Here is a 16,849-nt window from a genome sequence, read left to right as displayed (position 1 = left end):
GGCAGGCGGTCGGGTCCCGCGAGGGCGAGGGTCGGCACGCCCGCCGGGGTGGGGTCGGCCGCGTGCTCGGGCACGGGGTCCGGCACGCTCGCCGGGGTCCGCGGCGCGGCCGACGGGTGCTCCGGCGCGACGCGGCCCGCGAGGCTGACGCTGGCGACCATCGCGACGCCGATGAGCACGAGCGCGTGCCGGGCGCCCATCGACTCCGCGGCCAGGCCGAGCAGCGGCGGTGCGGCGAGCGACGCGATCGACGAGAACGACGAGACGACGGCGACGCGCCCGGCGGACCTCAGCGGGTCGTCGGAGGCTGCCGCGATGCCGACGGGCACGGCGAGGGCGGCGCCGAAGCCCCACCCGACGATGCCGAGCCCGGCGAGCTCGAGCGTCGGCGCGAACCCGAACAGCAGCAGGCCCGCGAGGGACACGACGCCCGACACGCGCAGGACGACCACGCGGCCGTACCGGTCGATGAGGCGGGTCCCGAGCAGGCGGACGACGGTCATCGCGCCGACGAAGACGCCGAGCATCGCACCGCCGACGGCCTCGCTGCGTCCGAAGCCGTCGACGACCGCGAGCGAGAGCCAGTCGTTCGCGGAGCCCTCGGAGAGGGCGGCGGCCATGATGACGACGCCGATGAGGAGCGTGCGGGGCTCGCGCCAGGAGTCGAGCGCGGTGGGGATCCGGCGGCGTCGCCCGGCGCGCCCTCCCGTCGCGGCCCGCGGTCCGGTGCCGGTCGTCGCGGCCTCGTGGGCGGGGACGTCCGGCACGGCGGACGTCGTGAGCGGACGGTCGCCCGGGGCCGCGTCGAGGACGACGCCGCGCAGCGACGCGAGCCGCCACGCGACGGTGAGGGCCGCGACGACGGCGAACTGCGTGACGACGGGGACGCCGACGGCCGAGGCGACGGCACCGAGCCCCGACCCGGTGACAGCACCGATCGAGAACGCGGCGTGGAACTGCGGGATGACGGTGCGTCCCATGGCGCGCTCGACGCGGCTCGACTCGACGTTGAGCGGGACGTTGCCGAGCGCGATGGCGACGCCGTTGAGGAAGATGCCGACGGCCAGGACCGTGCGGGACCCGACGGCGGGGCCGACACCCATGAGGACGTACCCGACGGCGAGGACCGCGGTGGACGCGACGATGCCGGTGCGGCTGCCGAAGCGCTGCACGACGACGCCCGCGAGCGTGACGGTGAGCAGCGCGCCGAGCGAGCCGACGAGCAGCATGCCGCCGAGGTCGGTGGTGCTGAGGTCGAGGGCGTCGCGCACCGCGGGGATGCGGGCGAGCCAGCTGGAGAACGTGATGCCGGCGAGGGCGAACAGCCCCATGAGGAGCCAGCGGGCCCGGGTGACGGCCGGTGGGACGAGGACGGGGCGCCCGGTGGGGGCGGGTGTGGGCACGGACTGCTCCGGGGACGCGGGTCGGGCTGGGGTTCGGGGGGTGCACGCCGTGGCGGTGCGGCGCGGCGGTGCACGGCGGCGGTCGTGCGACTGCTGACCTGCTGAGCGGCCAGGGCCGCTGCCGCTCGAATCGATTCGATTCACGCGCCGCCGGGACGATCGAATCGATTTGAGGGTTCGCCACATTCTGCGGGTACGCTGGCGGTCGCGTCAACACACGCGCGCACCCGCGCGTCGTGCCCTCGCCGCCCCTCCCACGGCCCGCCGCCGCGCCGGCGACGGGCCCGCGACGGACAGGGTGCGCCGAACCGGAGGTGGACCCCTGCCCCGCCATCGACCGACCCTGGCGGACGTCGCCGCGGCCGCGAAGGTCTCCGTCTCGACCGCGTCGCTCGCGTTCTCCGGCGCGGGGCCGATCGCCGCCGCCACCCGGCAGCGCGTCCTCGACGCCGCGCTCGAGCTCGACTACTCGGGGCCCAACCCGCTCGGCCGCCAGCTGCGCCGCGGCCGGTCCGGCATCGTCGGGGTCGTCGTCGGCGACGCGCTCAAGCGCTCGTTCCGCGACCCGGTCTCCGTGCAGGTCCTCGACGGTCTCGTCGGCACGCTCGGCCCGCTCGGGCTCGGCGTGCTGCTCATCCCCGGCCCCAGCGACCCGAGCGAACCGCCCGTCGACCCGCTCGTCGAGTCCGCGGCGATGGACGTCGCGGTGCTCATGTGGGGCGGCACGAGCGACGACGACGCGCTCACCGCGCTGCAGCGCCGCGGCACGCCCACGGTCGTCGTCGAGGGCCGCCGCGAGGAGGGCGTCACCACCGTCGGCATCGACGACCGCAACGGCATGAGCCAGGCGACCCGCCACCTGCTCGACCTCGGGCACGAGCGGATCGCGGTGGTCACGCTCCCGTTCGACCGCAGCCGGCGCGAGGGGCTCGTCGACGCCGACCGCCTGTCGGCCATCGACTGGGAGATCACGCGCCGCCGCCTCGCCGGAGTCACCGACACGGGCGTCGTGCCCGTCGCGGTGCACGAGACGCCGGCCTCGCTCGTCGAGCACGGCAAGGCCGCCGGGTTCTCGCTGCTGTCCGGCGACGACCGGCCGACCGCCGTCGTGTGCCAGTCCGACCTGCTCGCGTCGGGCGTCGTGCTCGCCGCCCGCGAGCTCGGGCTGCGCGTCCCGCAGGACGTGTCCGTCGCGGGCTTCGACGGCCTCGACCTGCCGTGGCTCGCACCCGACGTCCTCACGACCGTCGTCCAGCCGCTCGCCGAGAAGGGCGCCGCCGTGGCCCACGCGGTCGAGGACCTGCTCGCGGGCGAGACGCCGCCGTACCGCGAGCTGCCCGTCACCCTGCGCATCGGCACGACCACGGGCCCCGTCCCCGCCTGAGCGCCGTCCCGGTCACCCTCTCCGCCGAGAGCGACCGGGACGGGCCCTGCGGGTCAGCTGCGGCGCAGCCAGTCCAGCGGGTTGCTCCGCGTCGCGGCGTAGACGAACCACGACGTCGCGCCGACGTGCTGCACCTGGAAGTAGCCGAAGCCGAACCCGGTGTCGAGCAGGCTCGACGCCGCGACGACACCGCCGTCGACGACCGCGCCGCCCAGGTGCTGACCGACGCCGAGGACGTCCTGCGCGTGCCGCACCTGACCCAGCAGCCGGTCCGCCGACTGCTTGTCGCCACGTCCCCCGCGGTCGATCAGCGCCGTCGCGAGCTGCCCGGTGCCCTCGAGCCACACCCCCTGCGGGTGCACCGTGATGCCGTTGTACTGCGCCGTCGACGTGAGGCTCGCGGTGCTGAACGTGACGCCCGAGAGCGTCTCCCCGTCGGGCAGCTGCGACGTCGCGGCGGCCGCGTCGTCGGTCACGGCGAGCGCCGATCCGGCCCAGTCGAGCCCGCGCTTGAACGTCCGGTCGCGGGTCGCGAGCCACGCCCAGGTCACGGTGTCGAGCGGCACCGGGGCGCGGTTGATCTCGACGCCGTCGTTCGTCCCGGTCCAGAAGAAGCCCTGCGACGGCTCCCACATGAGGTCGACGAACGCGCGCGCATGCTCGGCCGCGGCCTTCCAGCTGTTGTCACGGGTCGCCTTGCGCAGCATCCCGAAGAACGCGACGCAGTCGATGTTGTGCTCGGTCGAGCCGTTCGGGACGGGCGCGTTCGCGCCGTTGACGCCGAACGAGAAGCCGCCGAGGCCCGTCGTCCGCCACGTGTTCGTCGTGATCCACTCACCGATCCGGACGGCACCGGCCAGGTAGCGGCGGTCGCGGGTGCGCGCCCAGAGCTGCAGCAGCGCGATCCCCGGCCAGGCCATGTCGCCGACGGCCGTGCCGAGGAAGCCGAACTGCCAGCCGATGTTCGCGGCGCCGTCGGGCAGCACGAACCCGTACGGCTGGGGGTTGCCGTCGTAGAAGGTGTACGGCCCGACGTTGTAGCCCTGCCGCAGACGTCCGTCGGTGTGGCCGGGGTCGTGGTCCTGCGCGTACAGCAGGCCGTCGCCGATCGCACGCGCGGTCTGCTCGCTGGCACGGCGGCCGTCGGCGAGCAGCGCGATGACCGCGAGCGCGCTGTCGTAGACGAACGCGGTGCTGAACAGGCCGAGCTCGTCGGCGTAGCTCTGGGCGAGCCGCGGGCCGGTGTTGAGCGTCGGGTAGGCGTCGGTGGCGGACTGCAGGAAGGCGACGGCGGCGCGCTGCGCGGACGGGCCGTGGGCGTGCCCCCCGCCGGCGGCCAGGGTGGACGGGAGCGGGCCGGCGGCGGCCGCACCGGGTGCGGTGGCGACCGCCCAGCCGGCGGCGACCCCCGCCCCGGTCAGTGCGAGGAAGGTCCGGCGCGAGACGCGCGCCCCTGACTCCGTCGTCGAGTGCTGCATCGGTGCATCTCCTCTGTGGGCGACGAGAGGCCGCGACGATGCGGCCGGGGTCCACGGTAGGGACGTCCCGGGCGGAAAGGAAGAAGTTGGACGTATCGCTTCGACCGTAGGACTGCGACAACGATGTCCCGCCGTTGTCACGAGTCAACGGCACTGGTGTCACGAGTCAACGACGAACGCGGACCTCACCCGACCGCCCACGTGCGGGCACGCCGACGGCCGGTGCCGCACACCCCGTCGAGGTGCGCACGGCAGCCGGCCAGGGGTCAGGACAGGCGGACGACCGCCTGCGCCTTGCCGAGCACGCGCGCACCGTCGACGCTCACCGTGAGGTCGACCCGCACGGTCCCCGCCTCGACGTCCACGACGCCCGCGACCGCGACGACCTCGACGGTCGCGGCACCCGGGTCAGGCACCGGCACCGGGCGCGTGAACCGCACCTGGTAGTCGACGACGGCACCGGGGTCGCCCGCCCAGTCGACGACGACGCTCGACGCGGCGCCCATCGTCCACATGCCGTGCGCGATGACGCCGGGCAGGCCGACGGCCGTCGCGACCCGGTCGTTCCAGTGGATCGGGTTGAAGTCGCCGCTCGCGCCCGCGTAGCGGACCAGGCGGGCACGGTCGACGGTGACCTCGCGGCGGGCGAGCTCCTGGCCGACGGTCAGGTCGGCGACGACGGGCCTGGTCATGCGTCCTCCCCGCGGACGGCGAGCGTCGAGACGACGGTGGTGACAGCCTCGCCGTCCTCGGTCGCGATCTCCGCCCGGGTCGTGATCATGGCGAGCCCGGCCCGCTCGACGATCGAGTCGACGTGCAGGACCGTCACGAGACGGTCGCCCGCGTGGATCGGGCGGTGGTGCGTGAAGCGCTCGTCGGCGTGCACGACGCGGCTGAAGTCGATGCCCGCGGCGGGGTCCTCGAAGAGCTGCGCCTCGGCACGCTGGGCGACGACCACGGCGAACGTCGGCGGCGCGAGGACGTCGGGATGCCCGAGCGCGCGGGCCGCCTCGGGGTCGGTGTGCGCGGGGTGCGTGGCACCCACGGCGGCGGCGAACTCGCGCAGCCTCTCGCGTCCCACCTCGTACGGTGCGTTCGGCGCGTACTCGCGCCCGGCGTACCCGGTGTCGACCGGCATCGGCGTGCTCCCCTGTCGTCGTTCCTCGACCGTGTCAGGTCCTCAACGCACAAGCACGCCCACCGGCGGGGCCGGGGGCGTGCCTGGAGTCTCGCGGCCCCGAGGGGCCCGGCTCAGCGGGTCTCGCGGTGGACCGTGTGACGGTTGTCCCGCGGGCAGAACTTCTTCATCTCGAGCCGGTCGGGGTCGTTCCGCCGGTTCTTCTTCGTGATGTAGTTCCGCTCCTTGCACTCCGTGCAGGCGAGCGTGATCTTCGGGCGGACGTCCGCGCTCTTGCTGGCCATGGTCTTGTCTCCTCGCGCCTGGACGGCGCCTGCGATCTGCGTGTTCGCGACGCGCCGGCCGACGCGTCACCTATCGAAAAACCGGCGGTAGCGGGAGCGGGACTCGAACCCGCGACACCACGATTATGAGCCGTGTGCTCTAACCACCTGAGCTACCCCGCCTGGGCGGTGAGCCCTGGTCCTGCGCTTCGCGGCTCGTCACCGCGCACCACAGGACCAGAACACACCACAGAGCCCCGAAAGGGAATCGAACCCTTGACCTTCTCCTTACCATGGAGACGCTCTGCCGACTGAGCTATCGGGGCAGCGCGAGCAAGGTTACACGGGCGAGTGCCCGCCTGCGAAATCGGCCCCGGTCTGGCCCGTTTGGACGCCCGTCGCGGCCCCCTCCTGGGTCCCGGACCAGCCCGGACGTCGCCGCGAGACTCTCGGCGCGCGTCGCTGCCTAAAGGATTCATCTCGTCGCCTGGGCGGAATGTCCCATGTGAGGATCCCGGCCATGCGCCAGTCACCCCGCACCGCCGCCGCACTCGTGCTCGCCGCCGCGGTCACCCTCGGCACCGCCGCGTGCACCGGCTCCGCCGACGACACCACCACCCCCGACGGCGGCGACGGCAGCGCCCCCACGATCGCGTGGCCCACCGCGATCGACCCCGCAGCCGCCGGCGAGGCGTTCTGGGTCGTCTGGACCGGCATCGCCGACACCGCTGAGGGCCCGGAGAAGCTGCAGCCGAACATCGACGCGCTCGCCGCCGCGGGCTACACGACGCTCCCCTGGGACCCCGCGTGCCAGAGCGGCGCCGAGGAGCGGCTGGGCGGCCTCACCGGCTTCGCCGACCCCCTCGGCGTCGGCGTCGCGTTCACCTCCGCCGAAGAGGCCGGCATGTTCGACACCCTCTACGAGGGCGACGCGACCATCGCCGTCACCGAGGGCACCTACACCTGCACCGCGGCGTCCTGACCCGCACCCCGCGCGCGACGCCCGGCACCCGCCCGGCCCCGACGCCCGCTCCCCCGAACGACGAGAGCCCGGACCGCGATGGTCCGGGCTCTCGTGCGCTGTGGCGGGTGAGGGATTCGAACCCCCGTAGGCGTTGCCAGCTGATTTACAGTCAGCCCCCTTTGGCCACTCGGGTAACCCGCCAGGGTCAGCCCGCCGTCGAGGGTCGGCCCGGAGGCCGGCCACCGCGAGCGGCGTGCGGGTGGAAGGATAGCAACACCCGGGCGCTGCTGACGAAACGGCCCCGGAGCACGGCCGGGATCCCCAGGGCCCCGGCGATCGACGAGCCCCGGCGGAGCCCGGGGCGGCAGGAGGAGAGCACATGGCGAGCGAGTCGTCGTTCGACGTCGTCAGCAAGGTCGACCGCCAGGAGGTCGACAACGCCCTCAACCAGGCGGCGAAGGAGATCGCCCAGCGCTACGACTTCAAGGGCGTGGGCGCGTCGATCGCCTGGAGCGGCGAGTCGATCCTCATGGTCGCCAACTCCAGCGAGCGCGTCCTGGCGGTCCTCGACGTCTTCCAGTCCAAGCTCATCAAGCGCGGGATCTCGCTCAAGGCGTTCGACACGGGCGACGGCGAGCCGAAGCCCTCCGGCAAGGAGTACCGCCTCGCCGGGTCGATCCAGGAGGGGCTCAGCACCGAGGTCGCGAAGAAGCTCGCGAAGATCGTGCGCGACGAGGGCCCCAAGACCGTCAAGACGCAGATCCAGGGCGACGAGCTGCGCGTCTCGGCGAAGAGCCGCGACGACCTGCAGGCCGTCATCGCGCTGCTCAAGGGCGCCGACGTCGACGCCGCCCTGCAGTTCGTCAACTACCGCTGACCCGGACACGGGCACGACCGGCGGCGAGCGGGAGGACCCGAGCCGCCGGTCGTGGCCGTCCCGGACGCGCCTGTCGTGGCAGGCCGCTCGTGGCCGTGCGCGGCCTCACCCGCCGAGGGCGGACGGGCTCACCCCTCGCGGTCAGACCACCGCGCCCAGCGCGGCCAGCGAGAACCGGCTGCGGTCGAGGTCGTCCTCGTCGGTGCCGACCTGGCGCGGGATCCCCAGCGCGTCCTCCGCGAGGTCGGCGAGCACCTGGCCCGCCCCGGGCGCGAGGGCGACGCCGTGCACCCCGAGCCCGACACCGACGACGACGTGCCCGACGCGGTCGAGGACCACGGGGCCGCCGAGCCGCTCGGTGACCGACGGGGTCGCCGCGTCGACGGACACGCCCGGCAGGCACTGCCGGGCGTAGGCGGCGAGCAGGTCGGCGAACCCGTCGGTGGGCGTCGCGTCGGCGCAGGGCTCGGCCCGGTGCACGATCGTCAGGTCCGCCCCCGCGGGCTCGCCTCGCACGCTCAGCGCCGGGTAGCCCGCGTCGGGACCGCGCTCGCCCCGCGCTGAGCGGTGCGCGACGGGGTCGGCGCGGTGCACGAACGCCGGCCACGACGTCCCTGAGAGCGCTTCCAGTGCGTCCGTGCGCAGCCGGGTCTCCCGGACGACGACCGGTTCCGGCAGCCGCACGACCCCGTCGAGCAGGGCGGCGGTCGCGGCTCCCGCGCACGTGACGACGACCCGGGCGTCGACCGACGCGCCGTCCGCGAGGTGCACGCGTGCCGCGTGGTCTCCCTGCTCGACGCGCGCGACCGGTGCGTCGAAGCGCACGTGCGCACCGTGCGCGAGCGCCTGGCCGCGCAGGGCCGCGAGCGTCGCGGCGGCGTCCGCGACCCCGGCGGCGGGCTGCACGACGGCACGGTCGTCGAACCGCATGCCCGGCCAGCGGAGCTCGGCCTCGGGGCCCGTGAGGTACTCGAACGGCACGGACGTGACGAGGAGCGTCTCGACGAGTGGCCGCAGCGCACCGACCGGGCCGTGCTCGACGCACCCCGTCGGTTCGACGAGCCGCACGCCCGCCTCGTGCTCCAGGAGGTTCCACCACTGGTGGCTGAGCAGCGCGAGCCGGCACCGCGCGAGATCGGCGTGCCCCGGACGGACGACGTCCCGCCCCGGTCCGGCATCTGCCCCGGTCTCCTCCGGCGCACCGTCGAGCAGCAGCACCCGGCGGCCCCGCCGGGCCAGCGCCCACGCCGTCGCCGCACCGGTGGCTCCTGCCCCCACGACCACGACGTCGTACTCGTCCTGCGCCACGAGACCCCCTCCCCGAGCAGGGCGCCGTGCCCCGTCGCGGGGGGATTCTAGGGATTCGTCCCGGTTTGCCGGCACGCGTGTCCGCGAGCAGAGATCGGCCCGGTCAGCACAACGCGGCGCCTCCCCCGGCCCGGCGCACGCCCGCCCGGCCGCAGCACGCGTCCGGGACCGGCGACACGGCCCGCGCTCGCGAGCCTGCCCGGCGTCAGTACCGCGTGATCCCGCCCGTCGTGCCCGCCTGCGCCTCGAGCCGCGCGATCCGCTCCGTCATCGGCGGATGCGTCGCGAACATGCGCGCCAGGCCCTGGCCCGTGAACGGGTTGGCGATCATCAGGTGCGAGACGTCGACGAGCTCACGGTCCTGCGGCAGGGGGCGAGCCTTCGTCCCCGCCTCGAGCTTGCGCAGGGCGGACGCGAGCGCCAGCGGGTCGCCCGTGAGCCGCGCGCCGTCCTCGTCGGCGTCGTACTCGCGCGTGCGGCTGATCGCGAGCTGGATGAGCGTCGCCGCCAGCGGGGCGAGCAGCGCGAGCAGCAGACCCGCGATCGGGTTCCCGCCGCGGTCCCGGTCGCTCCCGCCCCCGAAGAACAGCGCGAACTGCGCCAGCGACGTGATGACGCCCGCGACCGCCGCCGCGACCGACGACGTGAGGATGTCGCGGTTGTAGACGTGCATGAGCTCGTGCCCGAGGACTCCCCGCAGCTCGCGCTCGTCGAGGATGTGCAGGATCCCCTCGGTGCAGCACACCGCCGCGTTCTGCGGGTTGCGGCCCGTCGCGAACGCGTTCGGCGCGGCGGTCGGCGACACGTACAGGCGCGGCATCGGCTGGCGGGCCTGTGTCGAGAGCTCACGCACGATCCGGTACATCACCGGCTGCTCGATCTCGCTCACCGGCCGCGCCCGCATCGCGCGGATCGCGATCTTGTCGGAGTTCCAGTACGAGTACGCCGTCATGACCAGGCCGAGGCCCGCGAAGATCAGCAGGAACTTCGGGGTGCCGCCGCCCAGCAGCCAGCCGATGCCGAGGAGCACCGCCCACATCGCGCCGAACAGCGCCGCCGTCTTGAGCCCGTTGAAGTGCTGGTGACCCATCGCCGTGCACCCGATCCTTCCGCCGTCCCGCTCCCCGACCAACGTCGGCCCCCGCCTGCAGGTTCCCTCGTATTCTGTGCTCACGTCCCGCCGACGACGCCGACGACGCACCCAGCACACACCGAGCACCCCGACCCACGCCCCGGAGCCCGTCATGCGCACCTCCCGCTGGACCGCCCTGACCGCCGTCGTCACCGTGACCCTCGCCCTCGCGGCGTGCGCCCCCGTGGAGGACGAGCCCGCCGGGGCCGCCTCGACCGGCACCGACGGCGCACTGCCGACCGTCACCGACAGTGTCCTGACGATCGCGACGTCCGACCCCGCCTACGAGCCGTGGGTCGTCGACAACGACCCGACGAACGGCGAGGGCTTCGAGTCGGCCGTCGCGTACGCCGTCGCGGAGCAGCTCGGCTTCGACGCCGACCACGTCGAGTGGACCGTCGCGAGCTTCGACCAGATCATCGCGCCGGGCGCGAAGGACTTCGACTTCGCGGTCAACCAGGTCTCGATCAGCGACGAGCGCAAGGCCGCGCTCGACTTCTCCTCGCCGTACTACGTGACGACGCAGGCCGTCGTCACGCTCGAGGGCAGCCCCGCCGCCGACGCGACGACGCTCGCGGACCTGAAGGGCCTGCGGATCGGCGCGATGGTCGGCACGACGAGCCTCACGGCCGCGCAGGAGTCGATCGCCCCGACGACGCCCGTGTCCCCGTTCAACGACAACGACCAGGTGAAGCAGGCCCTGACGTCCGGGCTCGTCGACGCGATCGTCGTCGACCTGCCGACCGCGCTGTACATCACGGCCGCGGAGCTCGACGGCGGCGTCCTGGTCGGACAGCTGCCCGACAGCGCGGGCGGCGACCAGCTCGGCCTCGTGCTCGACCTCGGCAGCCCCCTCACGGCCGACGTGACGGCCGCGGTCGACGCGCTGCGCGAGGACGGCACGCTCGCCGAGCTCGAGGCGCAGTGGCTGACGGACGCCGCAGGCGCCCCGGTCCTCAAGTGACGCCTGCGACGACGCCGACGGTCCGGTCGTGACGACCGCGCCGACGACGGCGGCCTGGCAGCCCTCGGAGCACCAGCGCGACCGCGACGCCTACCGGCGCTCGCGGGCGCGCCGCTCGACGGCCGTCGCCGTCGTCTCGACCGTCGCGCTCACGGCCGTCGCCGTGCTCGGCCTCGTGTCGTCGCCCGGGTGGCCGCGGGTCAAGGCCTCGTTCTTCGACGCCGACGTCGCCCGGGCGTCGCTGCCCGCGGTGCTCGACGGGCTCTGGCTGAACATCCGCGTGATGGCGGTGAGCGCGGTGCTCATCGTCGTCGTCGCGCTGGCGCTCGCCCTGGCCCGGACGCTGCGCGGGCCCGTGTTCTTCCCGCTGCGCGCGCTCGCGACGGGCTACGTCGACGTGTTCCGCGGCCTGCCGCTCATCCTCGTCCTGCTGCTCGTGGGCTTCGGCCTGCCCGGCCTGCGGCTGCAGGGCATCCCGACGTCGGCGGTCGTCCTCGGCGGACTCGCACTGGTGCTCACGTACTCGGCGTACGTGGCCGAGGTCTTCCGTGCCGGCATCGAGTCGGTCCACCCGTCGCAGGTCGCGGCCGCCCGGTCGCTCGGGCTCTCGCGCGGCCAGGCGATGCGTCACGTCGTGCTGCCGCAGGCCGTGCGTCGGGTCGTGCCGCCGCTGCTCAACGACCTCGTGGCCCTGTCGAAGGACTCGGGGCTCATCTCGATCCTCGGCGCGATCGACGCGGTGCGCGCCGCGCAGATCGAGACCGCGCGCTACGCGAACTTCACGCCGTACGTCGTCGCCGGGGTGCTGTTCGTCGCCCTGACGATCCCCCTGACCCGGTTCACGGACGCCCTCGCCCGCCGGTCCGGCTGGCTGGGCGCGCAGAGCGGGCTCGCGGGCGCCGGGGCGCTGCGGTGAGCGCGCCGGGCGCGACGGGCGCGGGGCGGGTGACGGAGCCGGTGACGGAGACGCCGCTGCTGCGCGTGCGCGGGCTGCGCAAGTCCTTCGGGCCGCACGTCGTGCTCGACGACCTGTCGCTCGACGTCGAGGCCCACCGGGTCGTCGTCCTCATCGGCGCATCCGGGTCGGGCAAGTCCACGCTGCTGCGCTGCGTCGACCTGCTCGAGGACGTCGACGACGGCGTCATCGAGCTCGAGGGCCAGGACATCACCGACCCGCGGCTCGACGCGAACGCGGTGCGCGCCCGCATCGGCATGGTGTTCCAGTCGTACAACCTGTTCCCGCACCTGCGGGTCCTCGACAACGTGACGCTCGCCCCGCGCCTCGTGCACCGCACGCCACGGGCGCAGGCGGAGGCGGAGGCCCTCGCGGTGCTGGAGCGCGTCGGCCTGGCCGACAAGGCGCGCGCGTTCCCCGACGAGCTGTCGGGCGGTCAGCAGCAACGCGTCGCGATCGCGCGCGCCCTGCTCGGCAGGCCCGCGGTGATGCTGCTCGACGAGGTCACCAGCGCGCTCGACCCGGAGCTCGTCGGGGAGGTCCTCGACCTGCTCGTCGAGCTCAAGTCGACCGGCCTGACCATGGTCGTCGCGACGCACGAGATGGGGTTCGCGCGCGAGGTCGCCGACGAGGTGTGCTTCCTGCACGCGGGGCGCGTGCACGAGCGCGGCACGGCCGAGCAGGTTCTCGGCGACCCGCAGCAGGAGCGGACGCGGGAGTTCCTGCGTCGGCTGCACGCCTGACGGCGAGCGGCGCAGCGGCGCGAGCGCGGGTGACGCCGGGCCGGCGGGACGCCGCGACGGTCGAGACCACGCGACCGTCGAGACCACGCGACCGTCGAGACCACGCGACCGTCGAGACCACGCGACGGCCAGGACGATGCGACGAAGCCCCGGTGCGACGTGCGCACCGGGGCCTCGTGACGTTCCGGGTCAGGCCTGCGGGAGCTCGCGGCCCAGCGAGATCGCGACCATCTCCTCGCGCGGGACGAGCTTGACGCGCTCGCGCCCGTGCGGCGCGCCGAGCGACCGCTCGTAGGCGTCGAGCAGCTCCCAGCCGGTCCACGTGATGACGTCGACGCCACGCGCGGCGAGGAACTCGTCGACGGCCTTCGGCTCGCGGTCCGTCGCCGTGTAGAACGCGTCGCCGCCGGCCGCGACGTCCTCGCCGAGGTGGCGGATCGTCTCCGACGCGTCGGACTTGGTGTGGCCGATGAGGCCGACCGGGCCGCGCTTGATCCAGCCGGTGGCGTACACGCCCGGCAGGTGCTCGCCGTCGACGTCCACGACCCGTCCCTCGCGGTTGGGGATCACCCCGGCGACGTCGTCGAACGGGATGTCGACGAGCGGCGAACCGAAGTAGCCCACGGCGCGGTAGACGGCCTGGACGGGCCAGTCGTGCGTCTGGCCGGTGCCGGTGACGTTGCCGTCGCCGTTGAGCGCGGTGCGCTCGGTGCGGATGCCGACGACCTTGCCGTCCTCGCCGAGGATCTCGACGGGCTTGTGCAGGAAGTGCAGGTGGATCCGGCGGCTGGCCGTGAGCTCCTCGGGCTCCTTGAGCGTCCAGTCCGTGAGGGTCTTGACGACCTGCTTGGTCTGGTTCGAGGAGTGGATCGCGGCCATCGAGCCCTCGTCGAACTCGAAGTCCTCGGGGTAGACGATGACGTCGACGTCCGGCACGTGGCCGAGCTCGCGCAGCTCCAGCGGGGAGAACTTCACCTGGGCCGGGCCGCGGCGGGCGAAGACGTGCACGTCGGTGACGGGCGACGTCTTGAGGATGTCGTAGACGTTGGCCGGGACCTCGGTGGGCAGCAGGTCGTCGGCGTGCTTGGCCAGGACGCGGGCGACGTCGAGCGCGACGTTCCCGGCGCCGATGACCGCGACCTGCTCGTGGTGCAGCGGCCAGGTGCGCGGCACGTCGGGGTGGCCGTCGTACCAGGAGACGAAGTCCGCGGCGCCGTACGAGCCGTCGAGGTCCACGCCGGGCACGGGCAGCGCCGCGTCGCGGATGGAGCCCGTGGAGAAGATCACGGCGTCGTAGTACTGCCGCAGGTCGTCGAGCTTGAGGTCGGTGCCGTAGTCGACGTTCGCGAGGAGGCGGATGTCGCCGCGCTCGAGGACCTTGTGCAGCGCGACGATGATCTGCTTGATGCGCGGGTGGTCGGGGGCGACGCCGTAGCGCACCAGGCCGAACGGCGCGGGGAGGCGCTCGAACAGGTCGATGCTGACGTCGAGGTCCGTCTTCGACAGGATGTCGGCGGCGTAGATGCCGGCCGGTCCGGCGCCGACGACGGCGACGCGCAGGGTCGGGGTGCTCACGGGACGGTTCGCCTTCCGATCGGGGAGCGGTCGTCCGCGCCACGGACAGGGTGGTCCGGGTGCTGGACGTTCCGGGACGCAGCGGGCATGCCGACGCGGCCGTGCGGCGTCCAGTCTAGGACCGGGGGTGAGGGTCGCCTTTCCCGTTTCACGATGCGGACTTTCGGTCCATGATGCAAGACACGCGTCCGGGAACGCGCTAGGGGGCCACCGCCCTAGGCTCGGACGCGTGCCCCGGACACCCGACCCGCTCCCCACCGTCTCCGTGGACGCCTCCCCCCACGCCGACGCCGCCCGCGGGGGGCTCGCCGCCGGTGTCGCCGCCTACGTGCTCTGGGGCGTCCTGCCCCTGTACTTCCCGCTGCTCGAACCCGCCGGCGCCGTCGAGATCATCGCCAACCGCGTCGTCTGGTCGCTCGTCTTCTGCGTCCTGCTGCTGCTCGTCACCCGCACCTGGTCCGGGCTCGTCGCCGCGCTGCGCGACCGCCGCACCCTCGGGCTGCTGTCCGCCGCCGCCGTCCTGCTCGCCGTCAACTGGCTCGTGTTCGTCTTCGGGATCCTCACCGACCGCGTCGTCGACGCCGCCCTCGGCTACTTCATCAACCCGCTCGTCACCGTCGGCCTCGCCGTGCTCGTCCTGCGCGAACGGCTCCGCCCGCTGCAGTGGGTCGCCCTCGGCAGCGGCGCCCTCGCCGTCGTCGTCATCACCGCCGGGTACGGCCAGCTCCCCTGGATCGCGCTCAGCCTCGCGTTCAGCTTCGGGTTCTACGGGCTCATCAAGAACCGCGTCGGCCGCAGCGTCGGTGCCCTGCCCGGGCTCGCCGCCGAGACGCTCGTCCTCGCACCCCTCGCGCTCGGCTACCTCGTCGTCCTCGGGGTCACCGGCACCGGGACGTTCGCCGCCTACGGCGCCTGGCACGCCGTCGCGCTCGTCTCCTCCGGGATCGTCACCGCGATCCCCCTGCTCCTGTTCAACACCGCCGCCCGACGCATCCCGCTCAGCGTCCTCGGGCTCCTGCAGTACCTCGCCCCGGTGCTCCAGCTCGTCATCGGCGTCGTCGTCCTGCACGAGCAGATGCCCGTCGCCCGCTGGTGGGGGTTCGCGCTCGTGTGGGTCGCGCTCGTCCTGCTGGGCGTCGACGGGGTCCGCACCCGCCTGCACGTCCGCGCCGCGCGCTGACCCCTGCCGGACTCTCGCCCGGGACTCAGCGACGGCGGGTCGACGCGTCCACGACCACCACGGTGACGTTGTCGTGGCCGCCCGCCGCCAGCGCCGCCGCGACCAGGCGGTCCGCCGCCTCCTGCGCGCCGTCCGCCGCCCGCAGCTCCGCCTCGATCCGCGCGTCCGTCAGCTCGTCCGTCAGACCGTCGGAGCACACCAGCATCCGGTCGCCCGGGCTGACCGCGAGGAGCCACACGTCCGGCTCGACGACCGTCGCACCGCCGCCCAGCACCCGCGTGACCACGTGCCGCCGCGGGTGACGGGCCGCCGCGTCGAGGGGCACCAGCCCGCTGCGCACGAGCTCCGCGATCTCCGAGTGGTCCGTCGTGACCTGCTCGAGGACACCCCCCACCATGCGGTAGGTCCGCGAGTCCCCCACGTTGAGGACCACCCAGCACGGCACGCCCTCGTGCTCCGTCAGCACGACTCCCGTGACCGTCGTCCCCGGGCGGCGGTAGGACCCCGACGGCAGGTCCCGCACCCGCTCGTGGGCGTCCCGCAGCGTCCGGGTCACCTCGTCGACGTCCGGCGTCGTGCCGACGAGCGCGCCGAGGACCTCCACCGCGGTGCCGCTCGCGACCTCGCCCGCGTCGTGCCCGCCCATGCCGTCCGCGACGACGTAGACGCCCCCCGAGGCCAGCACCGCGTCCTCGTTGCCGTCGCGGCGCCCCTGGTCCGACGCGACCCCGACGTCGACGCGGACACCCCGCACGGCCGGCTGGACCGACTCGTCCGACGGCGCCGTCACGACCACCTCACAGCAGGCTCGTTCCCTGCCCGGACGACTCTGCCCGGGCCGGCCGTCCGCGGTGCGGGTGCACGCGGCGGCCGGCGCTCATGCTACGGGCCGGCGACCGACCGCGGGACCCGAGGTCCGTGCCGGGACGACGACCGTCGGCCGGTCGCGCGGGCGAGCGGGGACAGCCGGCGTCGGCCGGTCGCCGCCCCGACCCGGCCGACGGACGGTCAGCGGGCCTCGACGCGGATGCTGCGCTTGCCGTACCGGATGGTCCAGCCCGCCTCGACGACGGCCCTCGCACCGGGGGTCAGCGCGGCGACCGTGCCGTCCGGCGCGACCAGCGCCGTCCCGTTCGTCGAGCCACGGTCCCGCACCCACACCCGCCACGGCTCGTCGTCCGGGCCGAACGCGAGGTGCACCTTCGAGACCGACCGCTGCGGGTCGGCGACCGCGACGACGTGCACGACCCCGTCCTCCGGTGCCGGCGCGCGACCCACGAGGCCGTCGCCCGCGACGTCGACCCGCTCGCCCGTGTCGAACACCAGGCGGACACCCGTCGTCGTCGGTCGCGAGGCGGCCGCCGGCGGCGATGCGGGCGGCGGCGGGCGCAGCCGCGTGTGCGCGAGGTCGCCGAGAGGGTCGGCCGGGCGGCCCGTCGTGCCGTCGGCGGCGGTCGCGTCGCCCGTCGGCGCAGGCTCGGCGCC

17 protein-coding genes and 3 tRNA genes are annotated in these 16,849 nt (G+C 74.3%); 7 read left to right on the top strand and 13 right to left on the bottom strand.

Going from position 1 to position 16,849, the window contains the following annotated elements:
• Positions 1–1,403 (bottom strand): MFS transporter (locus tag CBZ_RS11995; protein WP_246013313.1); only part of this gene is annotated, 1,403 nt, incomplete at its 3' end.
• A gap of 298 nt (positions 1,404–1,701) precedes the next feature.
• Between CBZ_RS11995 and CBZ_RS11990 the strand changes: the two genes are divergently transcribed.
• Positions 1,702–2,787 (top strand): LacI family DNA-binding transcriptional regulator, encoded by a 1,086-nt coding sequence (locus tag CBZ_RS11990; RefSeq protein ID WP_373862171.1) that lies wholly within the window; start codon positions 1,702–1,704, stop codon positions 2,785–2,787.
• 53 nt (positions 2,788–2,840) lie between these two features.
• On the opposite strand, the gene CBZ_RS11985 is transcribed toward CBZ_RS11990, so the two are convergent.
• The 6 genes from CBZ_RS11985 to CBZ_RS11960 form a co-directional block, all read right to left on the bottom strand.
• The gene (locus CBZ_RS11985) at positions 2,841–4,265 is read right to left on the bottom strand and encodes a Tat pathway signal sequence domain protein (RefSeq protein ID WP_130781770.1); all 1,425 of its coding nucleotides are present in this window, start codon (positions 4,263–4,265) and stop codon (positions 2,841–2,843) included.
• A gap of 266 nt (positions 4,266–4,531) precedes the next feature.
• Positions 4,532–4,957 (bottom strand): MaoC/PaaZ C-terminal domain-containing protein, encoded by a 426-nt coding sequence (locus CBZ_RS11980; RefSeq protein WP_130781769.1) that lies wholly within the window; start codon positions 4,955–4,957, stop codon positions 4,532–4,534.
• Positions 4,954–5,403 carry an FAS1-like dehydratase domain-containing protein gene (locus CBZ_RS11975; RefSeq protein WP_130781768.1) on the bottom strand — a complete coding sequence of 150 codons (450 nt, stop codon included), beginning with the start codon at positions 5,401–5,403 and terminating at the stop codon, positions 4,954–4,956. The genes CBZ_RS11980 and CBZ_RS11975 overlap by 4 nt, the downstream gene beginning before the upstream one ends.
• Before the next feature lie 113 nt (positions 5,404–5,516).
• On the bottom strand, positions 5,517–5,687 hold the full coding sequence (rpmG, locus tag CBZ_RS11970; RefSeq protein WP_013770136.1) for a 50S ribosomal protein L33: 171 nt from the start codon (positions 5,685–5,687) through the stop codon (positions 5,517–5,519).
• A gap of 88 nt (positions 5,688–5,775) precedes the next feature.
• Positions 5,776–5,849 (bottom strand) — tRNA-Met (locus CBZ_RS11965).
• 70 nt (positions 5,850–5,919) lie between these two features.
• Positions 5,920–5,992: transfer RNA gene (locus CBZ_RS11960), tRNA-Thr, on the bottom strand.
• Positions 5,993–6,186: 194 nt separating this feature from the next.
• Between CBZ_RS11960 and CBZ_RS11955 the strand changes: the two genes are divergently transcribed.
• Positions 6,187–6,648, top strand: a complete 462-nt coding sequence (locus CBZ_RS11955) for a hypothetical protein (RefSeq protein WP_130781767.1) — start codon at positions 6,187–6,189, stop codon at positions 6,646–6,648.
• Positions 6,649–6,749: 101 nt separating this feature from the next.
• On the opposite strand, the gene CBZ_RS11950 is transcribed toward CBZ_RS11955, so the two are convergent.
• Positions 6,750–6,831, bottom strand: a tRNA-Tyr gene (locus CBZ_RS11950).
• Positions 6,832–7,009: 178 nt separating this feature from the next.
• On the opposite strand from CBZ_RS11950, the gene CBZ_RS11945 reads away from it, so the two are divergent.
• Positions 7,010–7,507, top strand: coding sequence for a YajQ family cyclic di-GMP-binding protein (locus CBZ_RS11945; RefSeq protein WP_130781766.1), 498 nt, complete (start codon positions 7,010–7,012; stop codon positions 7,505–7,507).
• Positions 7,508–7,648: 141 nt separating this feature from the next.
• Here the strand turns inward: CBZ_RS11945 and CBZ_RS11940 are convergent, their stop codons facing one another.
• Both CBZ_RS11940 and htpX read right to left on the bottom strand, forming a co-directional pair.
• The gene (locus CBZ_RS11940) at positions 7,649–8,815 is read right to left on the bottom strand and encodes an FAD-dependent oxidoreductase (protein ID WP_165446755.1); all 1,167 of its coding nucleotides are present in this window, start codon (positions 8,813–8,815) and stop codon (positions 7,649–7,651) included.
• A 205-nt stretch (positions 8,816–9,020) separates the two neighbouring features.
• On the bottom strand, positions 9,021–9,905 hold the full coding sequence (htpX, locus tag CBZ_RS11935; protein ID WP_130781764.1) for a zinc metalloprotease HtpX: 885 nt from the start codon (positions 9,903–9,905) through the stop codon (positions 9,021–9,023).
• A 154-nt stretch (positions 9,906–10,059) separates the two neighbouring features.
• Here htpX and CBZ_RS11930 point away from each other — a divergent pair, with 154 nt between their 5' ends.
• The 3 genes from CBZ_RS11930 to CBZ_RS11920 are packed head-to-tail and all read left to right on the top strand — an operon-like array spanning position 10,060 to position 12,609.
• Complete coding sequence (locus tag CBZ_RS11930) at positions 10,060–10,911, top strand: ABC transporter substrate-binding protein (protein WP_130781763.1); 852 nt, start codon at positions 10,060–10,062, stop codon at positions 10,909–10,911.
• Positions 10,912–10,939: 28 nt separating this feature from the next.
• On the top strand, positions 10,940–11,827 hold the full coding sequence (locus CBZ_RS11925; RefSeq protein WP_130781762.1) for an amino acid ABC transporter permease: 888 nt from the start codon (positions 10,940–10,942) through the stop codon (positions 11,825–11,827).
• Between the two features lie 41 nt (positions 11,828–11,868).
• A complete protein-coding gene (locus CBZ_RS11920) occupies positions 11,869–12,609 on the top strand; it encodes an amino acid ABC transporter ATP-binding protein (protein WP_130781761.1) in 741 nt (246 codons plus the stop codon).
• 189 nt (positions 12,610–12,798) lie between these two features.
• On the opposite strand, the gene CBZ_RS11915 is transcribed toward CBZ_RS11920, so the two are convergent.
• Positions 12,799–14,184 carry an FAD-dependent oxidoreductase gene (locus tag CBZ_RS11915; RefSeq protein ID WP_130781760.1) on the bottom strand — a complete coding sequence of 462 codons (1,386 nt, stop codon included), beginning with the start codon at positions 14,182–14,184 and terminating at the stop codon, positions 12,799–12,801.
• Between the two features lie 229 nt (positions 14,185–14,413).
• On the opposite strand from CBZ_RS11915, the gene rarD reads away from it, so the two are divergent.
• The gene (gene rarD, locus CBZ_RS11910) at positions 14,414–15,364 is read left to right on the top strand and encodes an EamA family transporter RarD (RefSeq protein WP_373862170.1); all 951 of its coding nucleotides are present in this window, start codon (positions 14,414–14,416) and stop codon (positions 15,362–15,364) included.
• A gap of 25 nt (positions 15,365–15,389) precedes the next feature.
• On the opposite strand, the gene CBZ_RS11905 is transcribed toward rarD, so the two are convergent.
• Both CBZ_RS11905 and CBZ_RS11900 read right to left on the bottom strand, forming a co-directional pair.
• Positions 15,390–16,154 carry a PP2C family protein-serine/threonine phosphatase gene (locus CBZ_RS11905; protein ID WP_130781759.1) on the bottom strand — a complete coding sequence of 255 codons (765 nt, stop codon included), beginning with the start codon at positions 16,152–16,154 and terminating at the stop codon, positions 15,390–15,392.
• Between the two features lie 218 nt (positions 16,155–16,372).
• On the bottom strand, positions 16,373–16,849 hold a 477-nt coding region (locus CBZ_RS11900; protein WP_130781758.1), incomplete at its 5' end, for an FHA domain-containing protein.

The organism is Cellulomonas biazotea, from assembly GCF_004306155.1.
Classification (GTDB): domain Bacteria; phylum Actinomycetota; class Actinomycetes; order Actinomycetales; family Cellulomonadaceae; genus Cellulomonas; species Cellulomonas biazotea.
This window is presented reverse-complemented; position numbering and strand designations above follow the sequence as displayed.